This window comes from Proteiniphilum sp. LBM24028, from assembly GCF_056629195.1.
Genome location: NZ_CM152817.1, coordinates 2,915,866 through 2,934,691, shown reverse-complemented (window position 1 = coordinate 2,934,691; position 18,826 = coordinate 2,915,866). Strand labels below are relative to the sequence as shown.

Annotated in this window: 13 protein-coding genes; 7 read left to right on the top strand and 6 right to left on the bottom strand. The window is 45.9% G+C overall.

What is annotated here, in order from left to right; translation table 11 throughout:
- Positions 1–59: 59 nt before the first annotated feature.
- Positions 60–2,189: a peptidylprolyl isomerase gene (locus AC1HCU_RS11820; protein ID WP_480366209.1), complete on the top strand. Its 2,130-nt coding sequence runs from the start codon at positions 60–62 to the stop codon at positions 2,187–2,189.
- A gap of 680 nt (positions 2,190–2,869) precedes the next feature.
- Here AC1HCU_RS11820 and AC1HCU_RS11815 read toward each other — a convergent pair.
- Positions 2,870–4,531: a diphosphate--fructose-6-phosphate 1-phosphotransferase gene (locus AC1HCU_RS11815; protein WP_480366208.1), complete on the bottom strand. Its 1,662-nt coding sequence runs from the start codon at positions 4,529–4,531 to the stop codon at positions 2,870–2,872.
- 177 nt (positions 4,532–4,708) lie between these two features.
- Between AC1HCU_RS11815 and AC1HCU_RS11810 the strand changes: the two genes are divergently transcribed.
- Positions 4,709–7,432, top strand: coding sequence for a 2-oxoglutarate dehydrogenase E1 component (locus AC1HCU_RS11810; protein WP_480366206.1), 2,724 nt, complete (start codon positions 4,709–4,711; stop codon positions 7,430–7,432).
- A gap of 29 nt (positions 7,433–7,461) precedes the next feature.
- Positions 7,462–8,790: a 2-oxoglutarate dehydrogenase complex dihydrolipoyllysine-residue succinyltransferase gene (gene odhB / locus AC1HCU_RS11805; protein ID WP_480366205.1), complete on the top strand. Its 1,329-nt coding sequence runs from the start codon at positions 7,462–7,464 to the stop codon at positions 8,788–8,790.
- Here the strand turns inward: odhB and AC1HCU_RS11800 are convergent.
- From AC1HCU_RS11800 to mutS, 4 genes are all read right to left on the bottom strand, one after another.
- Positions 8,787–11,081, bottom strand: coding sequence for an ATP-dependent helicase (locus tag AC1HCU_RS11800; RefSeq protein ID WP_480366203.1), 2,295 nt, complete (start codon positions 11,079–11,081; stop codon positions 8,787–8,789). The genes odhB and AC1HCU_RS11800 overlap by 4 nt on opposite strands.
- 115 nt (positions 11,082–11,196) lie before the next feature.
- Positions 11,197–11,667, bottom strand: a complete 471-nt coding sequence (locus AC1HCU_RS11795; RefSeq protein ID WP_480366201.1) for a hypothetical protein — start codon at positions 11,665–11,667, stop codon at positions 11,197–11,199.
- Between the two features lie 119 nt (positions 11,668–11,786).
- Positions 11,787–12,356 (bottom strand): thymidine kinase, encoded by a 570-nt coding sequence (locus AC1HCU_RS11790; RefSeq protein WP_480366200.1) that lies wholly within the window; start codon positions 12,354–12,356, stop codon positions 11,787–11,789.
- Positions 12,357–12,410: 54 nt separating this feature from the next.
- The gene (mutS, locus tag AC1HCU_RS11785) at positions 12,411–14,999 is read right to left on the bottom strand and encodes a DNA mismatch repair protein MutS (protein ID WP_480366198.1); all 2,589 of its coding nucleotides are present in this window, start codon (positions 14,997–14,999) and stop codon (positions 12,411–12,413) included.
- Between the two features lie 239 nt (positions 15,000–15,238).
- On the opposite strand from mutS, the gene AC1HCU_RS11780 reads away from it, so the two are divergent.
- The gene (locus AC1HCU_RS11780) at positions 15,239–15,493 is read left to right on the top strand and encodes a toxin-antitoxin system protein (protein ID WP_480366197.1); all 255 of its coding nucleotides are present in this window, start codon (positions 15,239–15,241) and stop codon (positions 15,491–15,493) included.
- A complete protein-coding gene (locus AC1HCU_RS11775) occupies positions 15,493–15,768 on the top strand; it encodes a type II toxin-antitoxin system YafQ family toxin (protein WP_480366195.1) in 276 nt (91 codons plus the stop codon). The genes AC1HCU_RS11780 and AC1HCU_RS11775 overlap by 1 nt, the downstream gene beginning before the upstream one ends.
- 140 nt (positions 15,769–15,908) lie before the next feature.
- On the opposite strand, the gene AC1HCU_RS11770 is transcribed toward AC1HCU_RS11775, so the two are convergent.
- Positions 15,909–16,595 carry an SIR2 family NAD-dependent protein deacylase gene (locus AC1HCU_RS11770; RefSeq protein ID WP_480366194.1) on the bottom strand — a complete coding sequence of 229 codons (687 nt, stop codon included), beginning with the start codon at positions 16,593–16,595 and terminating at the stop codon, positions 15,909–15,911.
- A 114-nt stretch (positions 16,596–16,709) separates the two neighbouring features.
- Here AC1HCU_RS11770 and bamJ (AC1HCU_RS11765) point away from each other — a divergent pair, with 114 nt between their 5' ends.
- The gene (gene bamJ, locus AC1HCU_RS11765; protein ID WP_480366193.1) at positions 16,710–17,294 is read left to right on the top strand and encodes a BamJ family beta-barrel-assembly machinery protein; all 585 of its coding nucleotides are present in this window, start codon (positions 16,710–16,712) and stop codon (positions 17,292–17,294) included.
- A gap of 69 nt (positions 17,295–17,363) precedes the next feature.
- The gene (gene bamJ, locus AC1HCU_RS11760; RefSeq protein WP_480366191.1) at positions 17,364–18,377 is read left to right on the top strand and encodes a BamJ family beta-barrel-assembly machinery protein; all 1,014 of its coding nucleotides are present in this window, start codon (positions 17,364–17,366) and stop codon (positions 18,375–18,377) included.
- The last annotated feature ends 449 nt before the right edge of the window (positions 18,378–18,826 follow it).

The window sequence follows — 18,826 nt, the reverse complement described above, 5'->3', positions numbered from 1 at the left end:
GTGCCCTTATTTGAAACAATTTTACTTTTAACGTTTAAACATAACTAAAAAATAGTTAAATGGCTACTTTACAGAAGATTAGAGACAAAGGTACATTGCTGGTGATCGTGATTGGCGTGGCACTGCTGGCCTTTGTTTTGGGAGACTTGTTTACTTCAGGCACCACGTTATTCGGAAAAGCACGTGACAGGGCATTCGTAGTAAACGGGGAAGTGATTTCCACGCAACAATATGCCGATAAAATTACCGAATTCGAAGAATTTCAGAAAATGGTCAGTGGCCAATCCTCTCTCGATGAGAACACCACATCTCAGATACGCGAAGCGGTATACCAGCAGATGGTGCGGGAACGCCTGCTCGATAATCAGACCAGAAAACTGGGACTCACCGTGACCAAGAACGAACTCAATGATCTGGTGCATGGGGAAAACATTTCGCCGGTCTTACAGCAACTCCCCTTCTTCCTTGACCCGCAAACACGTATGTTTAGCCGCAATGCGCTGATCGAATTTATAAATACAATCAACACGCCCAGTCCCGGGCCACAGGAACAGGCTCTTGTGAACCAGTATAAATCATTGTGGTTATTCATTGAGGAGATGGTACGCACGCAACGACTGGAGGAAAAATATATATCGCTGTTGTCAAACGCAGTGATCGTGAATGACCGCGAAGCCAGGACAGCATTTGATCTTTCCCAGCAGAATGCCGACATTGCTTATGTGATGCAGAATTATTTTACGATTTCCGATTCGGCGGTAACGGTGAGTGATAAAGAAGTACAGGACTATTATAACGCACATAAGGCATTGTTCAGGCTGGAGGCTCCCCTGGTAAAATTGTCTTATTTTTCAAAAGAAATTGTTCCCAGCGACGAGGATTTTGCCGAAGTGGAAGCTGAGTCCAAAAAGGCTTTTACTGAACTGCAGAATGCTGCCAACCCGATGAGCGTTGTGGCCGATTATTCCGATACGCCTTATCGTGATGTGTTTGTGAGTGAATTCATGCTGACTCCTTCCCAGATTGAATTTGTTCGCAGTGCTGCTGTCAACGAAATTGCAGGCCCCAAGCGTGAAGGGGATGCATATCAGATCATCAAGCTGATTGACAAGACAGTCTCTCCCGACTCGGTACGGCTTCGTATGATGGCAATACCCGATGCTTCCATGGTGGGACAGGATTCAGTAGTTACCAATTTTGTGGACAGCATCTACGGTTTACTGCAAGGTGGAGGTTCTTTTGCCGAAGTTGCCAATAGCCTTAATCCAAGCTCCAATGGAGGTGAAGTAGGCTGGGCACGTGAGATTGATCTCGCTCAGATGGGTTCCGGCCTTGTTCAGGCTGCTTTCAATACACCGGTAGGGCAACCCGTGAAATTGTCTGTTCCGGGTCAGCAGCTTATTCTTCAGGTAGAAGAAAGAACCAGTCCCGTAAATAAATACAAGGTTGCCATTATAAATATGCCGGTTGTTGCCAGCGAGAAGACCTCTAACAATATCGACAACGAACTGAATCAGTTTATCTCCGCCCCTGATGTAAAAACCAAATTTAATGAACTGGCGTCCGAAAAAAACTATATGGTCATGCCAAATGTCACGGTTTCGGCCAACGATTTTTCATTGGCGCAGATTCCCAGTTCGCGTCAGATTATCACCTGGGCTGCCAATGAAAAGGAACGAGGCAGCGTGAAGAAGTTCGATCTCACCAATCTGCGTGTCATTGCACGTGTGGAACAGGTAATTCCCGCCGGAACAACACCTCTTTCTGAAGTCTCTTCCGGCATACGTACTCAGTTGATGAATGAGAAGAAGGCAGAGAAAATAATCACCGACCTGCAGGCGAAAAATCTGACATCTCTTGATGCCTATGCTGCAGCAATGAACACTGTTGCAGATACGGTCCGTTTTGTGAACTTTACCACCCGCAACATTACGGGACTGGGAGTGGAACCCGTATTGAATGCAGTATCTGCCTTTGCGCCTGTCGGCAAGGTGGTTGGCCCCATGAAGGGGAATATGGGTGTGTATGTTACCCGGGTTGCAAACAGGACAGCGGGAACAGAAACATACGACGCTTCATCTCAGAAAAGAAGTATGCTCAACAGCAATGCCTATCGTCTCCAGATGCAGTCTGTTGAAACATTAAAAGACAAAATGGTTGTGGAAGACAACCGCTACAGGTTCTTCTGATCTTCCTGATCTGCAGGGCTTGAACGAATCTGACAGTGTAAAAGGAGGCGGCCTCGACGAGGTCGCCTCCTTTTACGAAATGGTTCATGAAAATTAGGATATTCTTTGCCATGGTAAAAGGCAAACTTCTTTGCATTGTACCCATTTGGCTTAACAGAATAGTTCATGAAAATTACCCGTGTTATTTTTTAACAAACACAAAAGTAGGACATCGGGTCGAAACCATTAGGAAGTAGTATTTTTTTACTGAAATTCTACCCGGGCAGTAGTGTTTTTAATTAGTAGATGTGACGATAAAAATAGGTCGATAGATTAAACAGTATATCTTGTGCCAAATTTTTCCGCTTGTTCGACCGTCTGCATTGTACATTCTTCTCCTTTTTCCATGATTGAATAGAGACGGTGGAGTATATTTTGAATATACCATGTATGTCCTTTAAAAAGGTTATATATGCGTTCAACAAGCGCGTTACTTATTATCTTTTCCCCTTTCTTCATATGCCCGACGATAAACTCCCGGTATTTTTTTTGTGTGTGATAGGCTCAAGATTGATCAATAAGATACTTTGATAAAAAGGCCTGGAGGGAGGGAGAAAGAACAGACCCCAATGGATAAACAAAAAAACAGGAGAAAATGAAAACCATTTTCCCCTGTTGATTGCTTTATGAAAAAGTTACTATTATAAACTGATTTTGCCATTTTGTTCCAGCTGCAATGTTTTGCTTGGCTGATCGCACACTTCCGTAGGTCCGAAATACTGGATCGGGCCGGGATATACATAATCTGTTTCAACTGCCCATTTATCACGCTGGCTTTCAAAGTACCTGAAAGGAGCTCCATCAAGTTCCACCAGCGCCTTCTGGATGACCGGCTTCATTTCGCCGTGGCGGCGTTCCATATTCATCATCATGGTGATGGGTATACCGCCTGCAACCCATTCGGCAGCAGGGCCGGTGGTATTGCGTACCGAAGACATGTAGCCGGTCTTGCCTGCTGCAATGAGCATCGATGCAGTATAGCCGAGTGAATAGCAGTAGTCTGCGTCGTAATTCGACGGCGCTGCGCAACGGCCTTCATATCCGAAAAAGTGGGTGACGCTGGCAAATTTACCTTTGTATCTGCCTTCCTTGCTCCACTGATCGAGTCGTTTTTTAACCATTTCGGCCAATAGTTTCTCCGTTTCAATCTGCGACACCTGCACGTTGCCATGCGGATCACGGTCGAGTGTGAGCTGGCGGGCAACCGTCTCAGGGAGGCTGGCGTAGATGTCGGCATTCTCCTGGGAAAGTTTGCTGATGATATAATCCCGTTTACCGGATCGGCGCACCAGATCAAACTCTTCCTGATTGTGTACGAGGAAATCGTTCAGTTCACTGATCAGTTTCTTCATGGCAGGAATGAATTCAATCAGTCCCTCGGGAATAATCACCGTGCCAAAATTCAGTCCCTGTGCCGCTCTTTGGGCAATGACGCCGGCAATGTAATCAATGATGTCGTCGAGTGATTGTTCTTTTTCAGCCACCTCCTCCGATACGAAGCAAATGTTGGGATGTGTTTGCAAAGCACATTCCAGCGCGATATGCGATGCCGAACGTCCCATCACCTTAATGAAATGCCAGTATTTTCGGGAAGAGTTACAGTCGCGTTGAATATTGCCGATTAACTCGGAATAGACCTTACATGCCGTATCGAATCCGAATGAGGTTTCAATCTGTTCGTTCTTGAGGTCTCCGTCGATGGTTTTGGGACAGCCGATGACCTGTACGCCGGCATTGATGGCGGCGTAGTATTCTGCCAGTACACATGCGTTGGTGTTTGAGTCATCACCTCCGATGATTACCAGCGCCCTGATGTTGAGTTTTTTTAATATCTCCAGTCCCTTGTCAAACTGTTCCCGGGTTTCCAGTTTGGTCCTTCCCGATCCGATAATATCGAAACCGCCCGTGTTGCGGTACTCATCGATGATATCACCGGTAAGTTCCTTGTACTCGTGGTTGATAAGTCCGGCCGGGCCGAGGATAAAACCATAGAGCTTACCGTCGGGGTGAAGCCGTTTTACACCGTCATAGATTCCGGCAATCACGTTGTGTCCTCCCGGCGCTTGTCCGCCCGACAAGATCACTCCAACATTCAACGGATTATCCAAACCTGGTTTGCCGGAAGTCTGAATGAACTTCACAACGGGCATCCCGTATGTGTGGGGAAAAAGTTGTTGAATCTCCTGCTGGTCGCGCACCGATTCAGTGGCAGCTCCTTCTTCAATTCTTACATTGCCGATTAATCCCTCGGGCACCTTGGGTTCATAACTTGCCCGTGCAATCTGTAAAGCACTTTTTGTCATAGAGTTTGTTTTTATGATGATTTATTTATGCAGTCAGCATCGTTTGGAATGTCAAAAATAACACTTTTTCGGGACATAGGAAATGAAACGAGAAACTCTTTTAGTCTAAAATTGTTGGATTGAATGAACAATTTAGTCATCTTTACTATTTATATCAAAATGATGAAGGATTGACCGATGAATGCCCAAAATGAATTAAGTACAACAGACATGGAAGCCATTGAGGCTTTATACCAAAAATACAAAGAAAACCCCCTGAATGTGGATGAAAGCTTCCGTTATTTTTTTCAGGGATTCGATTTAGCCACCAACCACTTTCCGGTGAAACCCGCAGATGGTAAGGAGGTTTTAGGAAACTCTCCCAAAGAACTGGCGGTCATGCGGCTTATCACAGCTTACAGACGTCGCGGCCATCTCTTTACCAAGACCAACCCTGTGCGTACACGGCGAAGCTATACCCCTACGCTGGCAATAGAGAATTTTGATCTCACGGGGGATGATCTGGATATTTCTTTTGAAGCCGGCAAGGAAATTGGTCTTGGCAAAGCTACGCTGAGAGAAATCGTGGCACATCTTGATGAAACTTATTGCAAGTCTATTGGTGTGGAATATCGCTATATGACCAAACCTGAAATTGTAAAGTGGCTGCAGGAGAAAATGGAGGGATCCAGAAATCAGGAATCACTTTCGGATGAAAGGAAACTGCGTATTCTGGATCATTTGATAGAAGCCTCCGGTTTCGAAGATTATATGCACAAAAGGTTTGTGGGGCAGAAGCGTTTCTCTCTGGAGGGATCGGAATCGATTATCCCCGCACTGAATGCCATTGTTGCGCACGGAGGTGAGTATGACATCAACGAAATCGTTATTGGAATGGCACACAGGGGGCGACTGAATGTGCTCACCAATATCATGAAAAAACCCTATTCACAGGTTTTCCGAGAGTTCAATGCACAGAATTACGGGGATGATATCATGTATGGCGATGTGAAATACCATTTGGGCTATAACAATACTATCGATTATGAAGGCCGTTCCATCTCGGTGAGCCTGGCACCCAATCCTTCTCACCTTGAGGCCGTGGGACCGGTAGTGGAGGGTATTGCCCGCGCGAAACTGGAAAATGAACATGATTGTCATTATCAGGAAGTATTACCCATTCTGATACATGGTGATGCTGCCATTGCCGGACAGGGAGTCGTCTATGAAACCATTCAGTTTTCAAAGCTGGAGGGATACAAGACGGGCGGTACTATTCACATCGTGATCAATAATCAGGTTGGATTCACCACCAATTATCTGCAGGCACGATCCAGTACCTATTGTACCGATGTGGCCAAGGTGACGCAGTCGCCCGTATTTCACGTGAACGGTGACGACATTGAGGCGATGGTATATGTGGCCAGGCTGGCGTTGGAGTTTCGTCAGAAGTTTAACATTGATGTGTTCATCGATTTGTTGTCTTACCGCAAGTACGGGCATAACGAAGGTGATGAGCCTCGTTTTACCCAGCCGGAGTTGTACAATATCATTGCCAGACATAAAAATCCACGCGACATCTATGCTGAAAAACTGATAAGGGAAGGAGTGATCACGCCGCAGGACTTTGACTCCAGATTGTCCGATTTTCATCAGCTTCTGGACAAGGCATATGAGGAGTCGCAGGCCACCTCTGTGTTAAATCTGCATCTCTTTCTCGCCGATAAATATCCGGAAATTCGTCTGCCTGAAGCGGCCGACTTTGAGGCGGTGGCCGATACAACTGTTTCCAAAAACCTTTTTTTACAGCTGGCAAAAAGTATCACAGCCCTGCCGGAAGATAAAAAGTTTTTCAACAAAACAATCCGCCTGTTTCAGCAGAGATCGGCCATGATTGAAGCCGACAGCTATGACTGGGCCATGGGTGAACTCATGGCTTATGCCTCTCTGGCCTGGGAAAAACACAGCGTGCGGCTGAGCGGACAGGATTCCGAGCGGGGCACCTTCTCACACCGCCACGCGGAGATTATTACCGAGGACGGCAAGGAGAAATATTTCCCACTGAAAAGCCTTGGAGGGGAGCAGGAGCCGGTTCGGGTCTATAATTCGCCACTCAATGAATATGGTATACTGGGTTTCGAATATGGTTACTCGCTGGCTCATCACGACGGACTTACCCTGTGGGAGGCGCAGTTTGGTGATTTTTATAACGTGGGACAGGTAGTTGTGGATCAGTATATTTCCGCAGCACAGGAAAAATGGGGATTGAAGTCGGGACTGGTCATGCTGTTGCCGCATGGCTATGAGGGACAGGGTGCAGAACATTCCAGCGGCCGTCTGGAACGGTTCCTGAGTTTGTGTGCCAACCTCAATATGCAAGTTGTGAACTGTACCACTCCTGCCAACTTTTTCCATGTGTTACGCCGTCAGTTGCATCGTGACATCAGGGTGCCTCTGATTGTTTTTACGCCAAAGAGTCTATTGCGACATCCAGCGTGTGTCTCTTCCCTGTCTGATTTCACGGAAGGAGGATTTCGTGAGGTGTTGGAAGATGTGCATATCAAAGATTATGAAAGAGTTAAAAGCGTGTTGCTCTGTTCCGGCAAAATATATTATGAGCTGCATACAGCCCGTGGGGATCTTCAAACAGATGAGGTGTCGATCATCCGCATCGAACAGCTTTATCCTTTTCCCGACAAGCAACTTCGGACTCTCCTGGGGCGGTACCCTGAAAACAGTAAAATTATCTGGGTACAGGAAGAACCGGCAAATATGGGAGCTGCAAGCTTTGTAAAGGAACGTTTGAGTGACCTCCCATTGCAAGTGATAAGCCGGCCCGCCAGTGGTGTTACGGCCGAAGGACTGACAGCCCGGCACAAAATCAACCAGACGCAGATCATTGAGCAAGCGCTCTCGGTGTAGATATTGACAATAACAGAATAACAAATATTATGGCACTTATTGAAATAAAAGTCCCGAGCCCCGGTGAATCCATCACGCACGTTGAACTTTTTCATTGGCTGGTGGAAGATGGGGCGGTCGTGGAAAAAGGTACCGAGATCGCTGAGTTGGAATCCGACAAAGCCACGTTAATGTTGGTCGCAGATGAATCAGGAAAGATAAGTTTCAAAGCATCAGAGGGAGAAATGCTTGAAGTGGGCGCTGTGGCTTGTACCATAGATGATTCTGTACAACCGGACGAGATGAAGGAGATGAAGGAGATGGAGCCCCGGAAGGAAAAACAACCGGAGCGGGTGATGCAACCGGTCAAAGCCGTACAAAAGGAAACGTCGGCACAATCGGAGATTACTGCAGAAGCAACGGCTGTGCTTCCTGTAGTGGATAAGCCGTCAGCGGGTGAAGCGGGTGAATATGAAAAGGTGAGAATCACCCCTCTTGCAAAAAAAGTAATGGAGGAGAACAGCCTGTCGGTAGATGATGTCATCAGCGGACTCAGGCGACTGAAACGCGAGGATGTGGAAGCAATACTATCTGAAGATCATAACAAACAGGATCGAGACAAGGCGGACAATTTGAAAAAGCCGGTGAGCCGCAATGTTACTACAACACGGTTGAGCTCTCTGCGCCGGAAGTTGAGTGAACGGCTGGTGTCGGTGAAGAATGAAACGGCCATGCTGACTACATTCAATGAGGTGGATATGAAGCCGGTGATGGATATTCGCAAAAAGTATCAGAATGTATTTGTGGAGAAACACGGGATCAGGCTCGGTATGATGTCTTTCTTTATGAAAGCCAGTGCCATTGCGCTACAGGAGTTTCCCAACGTGAATGCCATGTTGGATGGGGAAAATCTGGTAACCTATGATTATGCTGATATTGCAGTGGCTGTAAGTACTCCCAAAGGATTGATGGTACCGGTAGTGAGAAATGTGGAAAGCCTGGGGTTGGCCGAGATTGAGAAAGCCATTGCGGAAGTTGCCGAAAAAGCCCGGAAGGGAAAGCTTTCCATTCCGGAGATGACCGGCGGTACGTTTACCATCACCAATGGCGGGGTTTTTGGCTCCATGATGTCTACACCCTTAATTAATCCGCCGCAGTCTGCCATCCTTGGCATGCACAATATTCTGGATCGTCCTGTCGCCCTGGAAGGGCAGGTGGTAATCAGGCCCATGATGTATGTAGCGTTGTCGTATGACCACCGCGTGATAGATGGCAAGGATTCGGTAAGCTTTTTAAAACGGGTAAAGCAGTTGCTTGAAAATCCGGGAGACATGCTGTTTGGCAACAGCAGTGTGGAAGAGGTGTTACTGGAGATTTAGGATTCGGTATCCACGATGGTAAATTTTGCAAATTTCAGTAACAGTTGTTTTCTGCCTGCGGAATCGAATTCCACGAAAGCCCGGCGGTCGTTGCCGCTCATTTCAATGGAGGTGACCACGCCGCGTCCGAATCTTTCGTGCTCAATGACATGTCCCTCCCTCAGCTCTTCAGCCTCTTTCGGCAGGGGTAGGGAAGAGGCGGCAGCCCTGTGTACAGGAGTAACTTTGGTGGGTAAAACGCGCCGGCTCTCCTGATTTTGCAGGCGTTGTGTCCGCATTGATCCCCAGAAGTCATCTGCCTGGGAGGGTGGGGATATTTCACTGCCTGACTGGCTCTCTGTTGAAAGGAATGCCGGATCAATGTCTTTTAGAAAGCGGCTGGCAACGGCCGAATTGGTAACACCGTTCTTGAATCGACTCCGGGCGTGGGTGATAGTACAGGTCTTCCTTGCCCGGGTGATGGCCACGTAGAAGAGTCGCCGCTCCTCCTCCAGACCCCTTATCTCTGATTTGGCCATTGCCGACGGGAAGAGATCCTCTTCCATGCCTACAACGAAAACATGGTCGAATTCCAACCCTTTGGCTGAGTGAACCGTCATCAGGGTTACCTTCTCGTTTTCCCCCTCCTTATCGGTATCCTGATCAGTAAGCAGCGATACTTCCGATAAAAAATCGACCAGCTGGTTGTTTTCTTCTCCTTGCTCCAGCCGTGTAGCAACAAACTCATTCATGGCGTTTAGCAGTTCCTGGATATTTTGTGTGCGACTCATCCCTTCGGGTGTCATGTCTTCGTAGGACTCTTTGGCGATACCGCTGTTTCTGATTACCTCCTGGGCAAGTTCAAAGGCGTTCATCCGGTTATTTTTATCGATAAGATCACTGATGAGCGATTGAAAGTCGGCCAGTTTCCTGGCAGTTCCCGCGTTTATATCCAGATTGTAGGCTGAAGGAGTGTTCAATACCTGCCACAGGCTGGTTTCATGTAACATGGCCGCTGTTGATATCTTACCGACTGTCACATCGCCTATACCGCGTGAAGGATAATTTATGATCCGTCGGAATGCCTCCTCGTCGCCCGAATTGACAATAAGCCTGAAATAGCTGATCACATCCTTGATTTCCTTGCGTTGATAGAATGACAATCCTCCATAGATACGGTACGGGATGTTGTTCTTTCGCAGCTGCTCTTCAAAGATGCGTGATTGCGCATTTGTGCGGTAGAGAATGGCAAAGTCTCCAAAAGAGGCATGCTCCTCAAGTCTCATTCGTGCGATCTTGTTTGAGACAATAAGTCCCTCCTCGAAATCGGAAAAAGCACTTCTGATTTCTATCCTCTCGCCCGTCTCGTTTTTCGAAAAGACATCTTTGTAAATCTGTTCACTATTCTTTTTGATCAGGCTGTTGGCGGCATTCACTATATTTTGTGTGGAACGGTAGTTCTGTTCCAGTTTAAAAATCCGGGTTCCGGTGAAGTTCGATTTAAACTTTAGAATGTTGTCGATGTTGGCACCCCGGAAGGAATATATGCTCTGTGCATCATCACCCACCACGCATACACGGTGGTGCACGTCGGCAAGTTGCTTCACAATGAGATGCTGTGCAAAGTTGGTGTCCTGGTATTCGTCCACCAGGATATACTGGAACTGGTTGCGATACTTCTCCAGTATTTCCGCATGGTCGCGGAACAGGATATTGGTATACATCAGCAGATCGTCGAAATCCATGCTGTTACCTGATCGCAGCCTGTTTTGATAACGCTGGTATATTTCGAACAGACGGGGCCGTTTGGCCATGCGGTCGTATTGCAGAATCTCGTCATTTGCCGCGTACATGGCCGGGGTGATCAGGCTGTTCTTTGCGCGGGATATCTGTCCGTGTACAGCTCCCGGCCGGTACAGCTTGTCGTCGAGGTTCATCTCCTTGATTATGAGTCTGATCAGGTTGTTTGAGTCGGATGTGTCGAAGATGGTGAAGTTTGACCGGAAGCCGATGGCTTCCGCCTCGTTGCGGAGTATGCGTGAGAAGATGGCGTGAAAGGTTCCCATCCATAGACTGCGGGCTTTTTTTTCACCGACAAGTTCCGCGATACGCGACTTCATTTCGCGTGCCGCTTTATTGGTAAAGGTGAGTGCCAGAATGTAGAAAGGAGGAAGTCCCTGTTCGAGCAGATATGCAATCTTGTAGGTGAGTACGCGCGTTTTTCCCGATCCCGCACCTGCAATCACGAGTGAAGGTCCGTCGCAGAACTCCACAGCAGCCCGTTGTGCTTCGTTGAGTTGATCAAGTAGCATCGATTCACTTTTTTTCCCTGTTTTTTGCATGAATACAAAAGTAGACATTTAAGTCGGAATGACATAAAAAAACCGCTTTCGGCTGAAAGCGGTTATACATTTTTTTGAGAACCGGTTATCGGAACGTATAGCGTAAGCTAAGTGCGAAACCGCTGTACCAGTAGTCGTTATAATCATTGGTGAAGTTGAACGACGGCTTCCAGTCCAGTGATACATTGAAGGGAGCCCTTGGAAATACATACTCGAGTCCTCCTATCAGATCGGCACCAAGCAGGAAAGCACTGTCATAACGATCTTTGTGGTAATGTATTCCGCCGATGTGTGCACCGAGACCCACGTACCAGTCGAGGTTAGGTGCTCCCGGCACAGGCTGTTGATACTCATACAAGCCGGTCAGCTGGAAATACCGGGGAGAGGCGGAAAGAATAAATTCACCTGCACTTGCTGGTGCAAAGAAGTGTTTTAGTGTCAATCCGCTATCGTATCCCAATCTCACGCCAAAAGCAGTATTGTATTGCTGAGCATTGATGGCAGTGGTAAACGCCACGATCAGAATTCCCGTGAAAAAAAGTTTTTTTAGTTTCATAAGTTCATGTTTAAAGTGAATAGTTGTTACCTTTAATGAATGTTTTGGTTTTATAAAGGTCATAACAAATAATCACCCGGATTGTTTTACATGAAACCCAAAAAGATATTTTGATTATGTCATTTTTTCAGGAAACATCTTCTGCAAAGGGGTTGATATTCTTCAGTTTCACCGAGCATGATCTGTTTGTCGTTTTTTACCAGTCTGTGTGAATAGCTTGCCAGATTGCCACACTTCACACAGATGGCGTGTACTTTGGTAATATCATCGGCGATGGCGCATAGTGCAGGTATCGGGCCGAAGGGATTTCGTTTGAAGTCCATGTCGAGTCCGGCTACGATCACACGAACGCCCTGGTCGGCCAGTTGCTGACACACTTCCACCAGGCCGTTGTCAAAAAATTGTGCTTCATCCACACCCACAACTTCAACTTCCGAAGAGAGTAGAAGGATGTTACTGGAGTGTTCCACCGGGGTAGATAGAATCGTGTTTTTGTCGTGCGACACCACCTCATCAAGGGAGTAGCGTATGTCAATGGCAGGTTTGAAAATTTCGACGGTCTGTCTGGCAATCTTTGCACGGCGCAGACGACGTAACAGTTCTTCTGTTTTTCCTGAGAACATGGAGCCGCAGATTACTTCGATGCGACCGTTACGGTAGGTTTCATTGTGGGAATGTTCGTTGTACATTTTTTTGAGTCCGTCCCGCAGCGGGGCTTCTCCCGCGGCAAGACGCCATGGGTGTTATTTTCCTTTTACAATCTTTTTTATATCGTTCAGTTTATTCAGGGCATCCATGGGAGTCAGGTTGTTTACGTCGAGGTTGAGTATCTCGTCGCGTACCTGGCTGAGGATAGGGTCGTCGAGCTGGAAGAAGCTCAGCTGATATCCCTCACGCTTTTCTATAAAATCCTTTATAGGCTTCCTGATATCCTCTTTCCTGTTTGCCGATTCCATGGCGGCAAGGATGGCATCGGCGCGTTTGGTGATACTTTGCGGCATACCGGCCATTCTGGCTACATGTATACCGAAGCTGTGCTCACTGCCTCCCGGCGTCAGTTTTCTCAGGAAGATCACCTTGTTGCCGATCTCCTTCACCGATACGTTGTAGTTTTTTATCCGTTTAAACGATTTCTCCATCTCGTTCAATTCGTGATAGTGTGTGGCAAAGAGCGTTTTGGCCCGGGCTTTCGGATGTTCGTGAATGTATTCCACAATGGCCCATGCAATGGAGATGCCGTCGTATGTGCTGGTGCCTCTTCCCAGTTCATCGAAGAGAATCAGGCTTCTTTCCGACAGGTTATTGAGGATGTTGGCAGCCTCATTCATTTCGACCATGAAGGTGGATTCACCCTGTGAGATGTTGTCGGAAGCGCCCACTCGGGTGAAAATCTTGTCTACCAACCCTATTTTTGCCGATTCTGCCGGAACAAAGGAGCCTATCTGTGTCATCAGTGTGATGAGGGCTGTCTGTCTGAGCAGAGCCGATTTACCAGCCATGTTGGGCCCTGTAATGATCATGATCTGCTGGGTGTTGTTATCCAGATAGACATCGTTCGCAATAAAAGGCTGGTCGGGGGGGAGCTGGCGTTCAATGACCGGGTGTCGGCCATTTTTTATATCAATGATGTCTGAGTTGTTGATCTCGGGGCGGATATAGTTGTTCTGTCGGGCTACGTTCGCGAAGGAAAGAAGGCAGTCGGCACGGGCAATAATGGAAGCATTAATTTGTATGTCGGGTATATAAGCCATCATGCTTTCCACAAGTGCAGCATATATCTGATCTTCAAGTGCTACTATTTTTTCTTCAGCACCCAGTATCTTCTCTTCATATTCTTTCAGTTCTTCAGTGATATAGCGTTCAGCACTTACCAGAGTCTGCTTTCTCGTCCATTCGGGTGGAACCTTTTCCTTGTGGGTGTTACGTACTTCTATATAATAGCCAAATACATTGTTATAGGCTATTTTCAGTGACGGGATACCCGTCTTTTCGCTTTCGCGCTGCTGCAATTGCATCAGATAATCTTTCCCGGAGAAGGCAATCCTGCGTAGTTCGTCCAATTCACTATTGACCTTGTTGCATATGTATCCGCCCTTGCCGGTCAGTGCCGGCGGATCGGGTATGATCTCCCTCGCAATACGGTCGCGGATATCGGAACAGGGATTCAGCTTTTCACCCATTTCCTGCAGGCTCTGGTTTCCTGAAGCGAGGAATGCTTCCCTGACTGGTTCTATTGCCGTAAGTGCCACTTTCAGCTGAACCACCTCACGGGGGGTGATTCTGCCCACGGCCGCTTTGGAGATGATCCGTTCCAGATCACCAATCAACGGCAGTTGCTGTTCGAGCATTTTCTTCAGCTCCGGGTTGCGAAAAAAATTTTCCACCCCATTCAGTCTTTCCTCAATGGGTTGTGCATCTTTCAGAGGAAACACAATCCATCGGCGCAACAGGCGGGATCCCATGGGAGAGACCGTTTTATCCAGGATGTCGAGCAGTGTTTTTCCTCCCTCATTCATGGTGGAGACAAGCTCCAGGCTGCGTACCGTGAACTTGTCGAGCCGCACGAAGCGTTCTTCTTCAATACGTTTAAGCGAGACGATATGTGCCGTATTATAGTGCTGTGTGATGTCCAGATAATGTAGTATCGCTCCCGAGGCGATGATTCCCAGCGGCAGGTTTTCTACGCCGAAGCCTTTCAGGCCGGATGTTTGAAAGTGGGATAAAAGTTTGTCGGCAGCGGCGTCTCCGGTAAAGATCCAGTCTTCCAGTTCCGAAAGAAGCCAGCCGTTGCCAAAAGCTTCTTCCAGTTTTTTCCTGTTTCCACGTTCCACGAGCAGTTCTTTCGGTGAGAAGTTGGCAAGCAGTTTGTCAATATCATCCCTGTTACCTTCCGAAGTAAGAAACTCCCCCGTGGAGATATCGAGAAAGGAAATGCCGTATTGATTGTTTCCGGCAATGTGCAGGGCACAAAGAAAATTGTTTTCCTTGTGGTTCAGTACTGTATCGTTCAAGGAGACACCCGGCGTTACCAGCTCGGTGATACCCCTTTTGACCAGCTTTTTTGTCAATTTTGGATCTTCCAGCTGGTCGCATATCGCCACCCTTTTGCCGGCACGCACCAGTTTGGGCAGGTAGGTGTCGAGTGCATGGTGCGGAAATCCGGCCAGCTCCACGAACTGTGCAGCTCCATTGGCCCGTCGTGTCAGGGTAATTCCCAAAATTTCGGAAGCCACGATGGCATCATCTGAAAAAGTTTCATAAAAATCACCCACGCGAAACAGCAGGATGGCATCGGGATGTTTTCTTTTAATCTCGATAAACTGTTTCATCATTGGCGTTTCTGCAATTTTTCCCACAGGCTTCCTCTCTGTTTGTAATATAAAGAAGCGAAATTACAAAAAAAAAAGGACTCTCAAAAAGTGTTCTCCAAACTTAAATGTTTTCTCTTTGCAAGTTATCTGTAATCAATGGTCTGCAGTGTGAAAACTAATTAGTATATGATTGTATTTATTTTGCGTATTCAATTTTATTCTCTACCTTTGTTTTACATGTGTATGTAAATGTATAACAAATGAAGATCGAAGTTATAAAGAAAAAAAAACAGACAGCTTTTAGGTTGAACGAGCAGCTTTTGGCTAAATTGAAAAAGGCGGCAAAAAAAGAAAACAGGAGCTTGAGTAATTATGTAGAGTGTATTTTGTATGAGAGTTTGGAAAGAACTCCAAATATTATAACACGTAATTCAATGAAAGACGCTGAAGGAGGCATTGAATTGGAAAAACTAAATCTTGACAGTCTGGAGGATTTTACCAAAAACCTGGACTAATGTTTGAGTTGCAATTTACAAGACAGTTTAAAAAAGACTTTAAAAGATATAAATCAGATCCGGTTAAAGTCAGAGAAGTTTTTAGCCTTTTGAAATTATTGGAACGTGGAGATTCAATTCCGAAAGAATTCAAACCACACAGACTAAAAGGGAATTACAAGGACTATTTAGAATGTCACATCGAAAGTGACTTGCTCTTGATTTGGTTAAGTGACGAGAAAGAAAAAATTATTAAACTTATCAGGCTTGGTTCCCATTCCGAACTTTTTGAATAAATTTTTTCCTCAAGTTCTGTTTTAGTATGTTACATTTAAGGTTGGAATTAGTACAAAAATAGCCGATCATCCATGCAAATTTAAAAAACGATTTATATATTTGCATGGAGAAGGCTAAGTAATGTACATTTATCGATAAATTACAGAAGCAATTTCCTGAGTTCCTTTACGCCTTCCGAAGCCCCTTTTTGTATGTGGTGGATGTCGTGCCGCATGGTGTGTACGTCTTTGGGATCGATCAGCCAGACCGGAACATTTTTTCTGACGTCGTGCAGCAGGCCGGCTGCGGGGTATACATTCATGGAGGTGCCGATGATCACGAATATGTCGGCTTGCCGGGCAATCTTTTCTGCTTCAGGCATCATGGGTACCGCTTCTCCGAACCAGACAATGTGCGGGCGAAGTTGAAAACCCTTTTCACACAAATCGCCCAGGTGAATATCGCAATTTGAAGGGTCAATCTCATAGATCAGTGATTCATCACCCGTGGAACGTGATTTCATCAGTTCACCATGGAGGTGCAGTACCTTGGTGCTTCCTGCCTGTTCATGGAGGTTATCGATATTCTGGGTAATAATATGTACATCGAAATCGCTCTCCATTTCAGCAAGACCCTGATGCCCCGCATTTGGCTTCGCTTTCAACAGTTCTCTGCGTCGTATGTTATAGAAGTTTAATACCAGTTCAGGGTCTGCTTCAAACCCTTCGGGAGTAGCTACCTGTTCCACCGGATAATGTTCCCACAATCCCCCGGCATCCCGGAAAGTAGCAATACCGCTTTCAGCGCTCATGCCTGCTCCGGTAAGTACAACCATCCTTTTCTTCATCAAAGTCTCTTATTTCGTTTATATCAGACAAATATAGTTTTTTATTGCCAGAAGTCGAAGTTATTTCATATTAAAATCGTACTTTTGTCTCCAAATTGAAAAAGAAGAAAGTGAATGGATAAATTAAGTTACGCGTTAGGGATGAGTATGGCCTCAAATCTAATGAACTCAGGGTTGCGACAACTGGATGTGAAATCTTTCGTGGAAGCCTTTACAGTTACAATGAACAACACAACTCCCTCTATGAGTCCTCAGGAAGCAAATAGTGTAATACAGGACTATTTCAGCAAACAACAGAATGAAATGTTCAGTAAGAATCTGGAAGCCGGCAAGGCTTTTCTGGAAGAAAATCGCAAAAGAGAGAGTGTAGTTTCCCTTTCCAGCGGCTTGCAGTATGAAGTGTTGGCCGAAGGCAATGGTGCAAAGCCCAAGGCCACCGACAAGGTGAAATGCCACTATCACGGCACATTACTTGACGGCACCGTTTTTGACAGCTCAATAGATCGCGGGCAGCCTGCAGTATTTGGTGTGAATCAGGTCATCAAAGGATGGGTAGAAGCGCTTCAGCTGATGTCTGTCGGATCAAAATGGAGGTTGTATATCCCTTCTGAGCTGGCTTACGGGGAACAAGGTGCGGGTGGTTCCATTGAACCCAACGTTACCCTTATCTTTGATGTGGAGTTGTTGGGAATTGTTTGATTTCTACATCCCGTCTCAATATAACAACAAAGAAATTTTTAATAAATAAGTGATTTAATTAAAAGAAAAATGAAAAAAACAATTTTAACTACTTTCAGTGTTGTGGCTATTATGGCCATCACAATGGTTTCCTGCGGCGGAGCTTCTACGCCTAAAACATCCCTGAAAAATTCAGTGGACAGTGTTTCCTACGCCTACGGAGTAAGTATGGCCGATCAGGGACTGGTACAGTTTCTGGAACAATCAGGAGTATTGGTAAGTGCCTCCGGCATTGAATATGACTATCAGATGAGGATAGCCTCTGCCGATTCCACACAGAAAGCAGCGCTGCAAAAAGAGATGGCTGCAAAGATTGATTCGGTAAATAAGATTAACGCTCCCAAGCTCAACGATTTTATCAAAGGACTGATCGAAGGGATGAATCAGGAAGAGAAATCGGCCTACGCCAACGGACTCAGTATTGGTGTTCAGTTTTCACAACAGATGCTTCCGCAGTTCAATACCATGCTTTTTGGTACAGACTCTACCAAAAAGGTAAACAATGATCAGATACTGGCCGGTCTTATTTCCGTATTGAAGAACCAGCAGCTCGCAATTGGCAAAATGGAAGCAAGCAATTTGATTCAGACTGAAGTAGAAAAATCCCAGGCCGCAGAAACGGCCCGTCAGGAAGAAGATTTAAAAATTCAGTACAAGGATAGCATTGCCGCTGGAGATGCGTATATGGCTGAAAATGCAAAGAGAGAAGGAGTGGTCACACTTCCCAGTGGTTTGCAGTACGAGGTCCTTCGTGCAGGAACCGGAGCCATTCCTGCCGATACCGATCAGGTTAAAGTGCATTATCACGGCACATTGATCAATGGTACTGTATTTGACAGTAGTGTTGACAGGGGCGAACCTGCCACCTTTGGTGTTACCCAGGTAATTCCGGGATGGACTGAAGCACTGAAGCTGATGCCCGTCGGCTCAAAATGGAGACTCTATGTTCCTTACAATCTCGCTTACGGTTCAGCCGACAGAGGTACTATTAAACCCTTCTCCAATCTTATTTTTGATGTGGAGTTACTGGGAATAGAGAAGTAAATTAATTTTAAGCATACTTGTTTGAGAAGGATGGTCGTTGTCGGCCATCCTTTTTTGCACCTTGTAGTTTAAATATGTTTTAATTTCTCATATAGTGTGACTATTTTTTATTGATTTTCTCGATTTGGTGTTAAAAATTGGAGAGATGGCGTGCATAAAGTTGCAAAATGATTTTGGATGGGTTATCTTTGCGTCCTGTTTTAAGTAAAGATTGTTCTGGTATATTATTTGTTAAAATTTAGAGGTGTCTATGTTTCTAATCTTTTGTAAAATTGAAAAAAGTTAGGGTGAAATGAAAGTAAACAAGAATATAATTAATGGCATTTAGACCTTTTTTTTAAAAAAAAAAGCAAAAAAACAGGAATTAAAAATAATTGATTTATATTTGTGAATTGGAATTTTCCTATATAAATGTTAATTGAATGAAAGGTGCTTTGAAAATGGGAGGC

What these genes read in the sequence shown, in the direction of transcription:
- odhB (WP_480366205.1), top strand. Translation starts at nt 7,462, where the DNA reads ATGGCACTTATTGAAATAAAAGTCCCGAGCCCCGGTGAATCCATCACG.
- bamJ (WP_480366193.1), top strand. Translation starts at nt 16,710, where the DNA reads ATGGATAAATTAAGTTACGCGTTAGGGATGAGTATGGCCTCAAATCTA.
- AC1HCU_RS11800 (WP_480366203.1), bottom strand. Translation starts at nt 11,081, where the DNA reads ATGCTACTTGATCAACTCAACGAAGCACAACGGGCTGCTGTGGAGTTC.
- AC1HCU_RS11820 (WP_480366209.1), top strand. Translation starts at nt 60, where the DNA reads ATGGCTACTTTACAGAAGATTAGAGACAAAGGTACATTGCTGGTGATC.
- AC1HCU_RS11790 (WP_480366200.1), bottom strand. Translation starts at nt 12,356, where the DNA reads ATGTACAACGAACATTCCCACAATGAAACCTACCGTAACGGTCGCATC.
- AC1HCU_RS11795 (WP_480366201.1), bottom strand. Translation starts at nt 11,667, where the DNA reads ATGAAACTAAAAAAACTTTTTTTCACGGGAATTCTGATCGTGGCGTTT.
- AC1HCU_RS11810 (WP_480366206.1), top strand. Translation starts at nt 4,709, where the DNA reads ATGAATGCCCAAAATGAATTAAGTACAACAGACATGGAAGCCATTGAG.
- bamJ (WP_480366191.1), top strand. Translation starts at nt 17,364, where the DNA reads ATGAAAAAAACAATTTTAACTACTTTCAGTGTTGTGGCTATTATGGCC.
- mutS (WP_480366198.1), bottom strand. Translation starts at nt 14,999, where the DNA reads ATGATGAAACAGTTTATCGAGATTAAAAGAAAACATCCCGATGCCATC.
- AC1HCU_RS11815 (WP_480366208.1), bottom strand. Translation starts at nt 4,531, where the DNA reads ATGACAAAAAGTGCTTTACAGATTGCACGGGCAAGTTATGAACCCAAG.
- AC1HCU_RS11780 (WP_480366197.1), top strand. Translation starts at nt 15,239, where the DNA reads ATGAAGATCGAAGTTATAAAGAAAAAAAAACAGACAGCTTTTAGGTTG.
- AC1HCU_RS11775 (WP_480366195.1), top strand. Translation starts at nt 15,493, where the DNA reads ATGTTTGAGTTGCAATTTACAAGACAGTTTAAAAAAGACTTTAAAAGA.
- AC1HCU_RS11770 (WP_480366194.1), bottom strand. Translation starts at nt 16,595, where the DNA reads ATGAAGAAAAGGATGGTTGTACTTACCGGAGCAGGCATGAGCGCTGAA.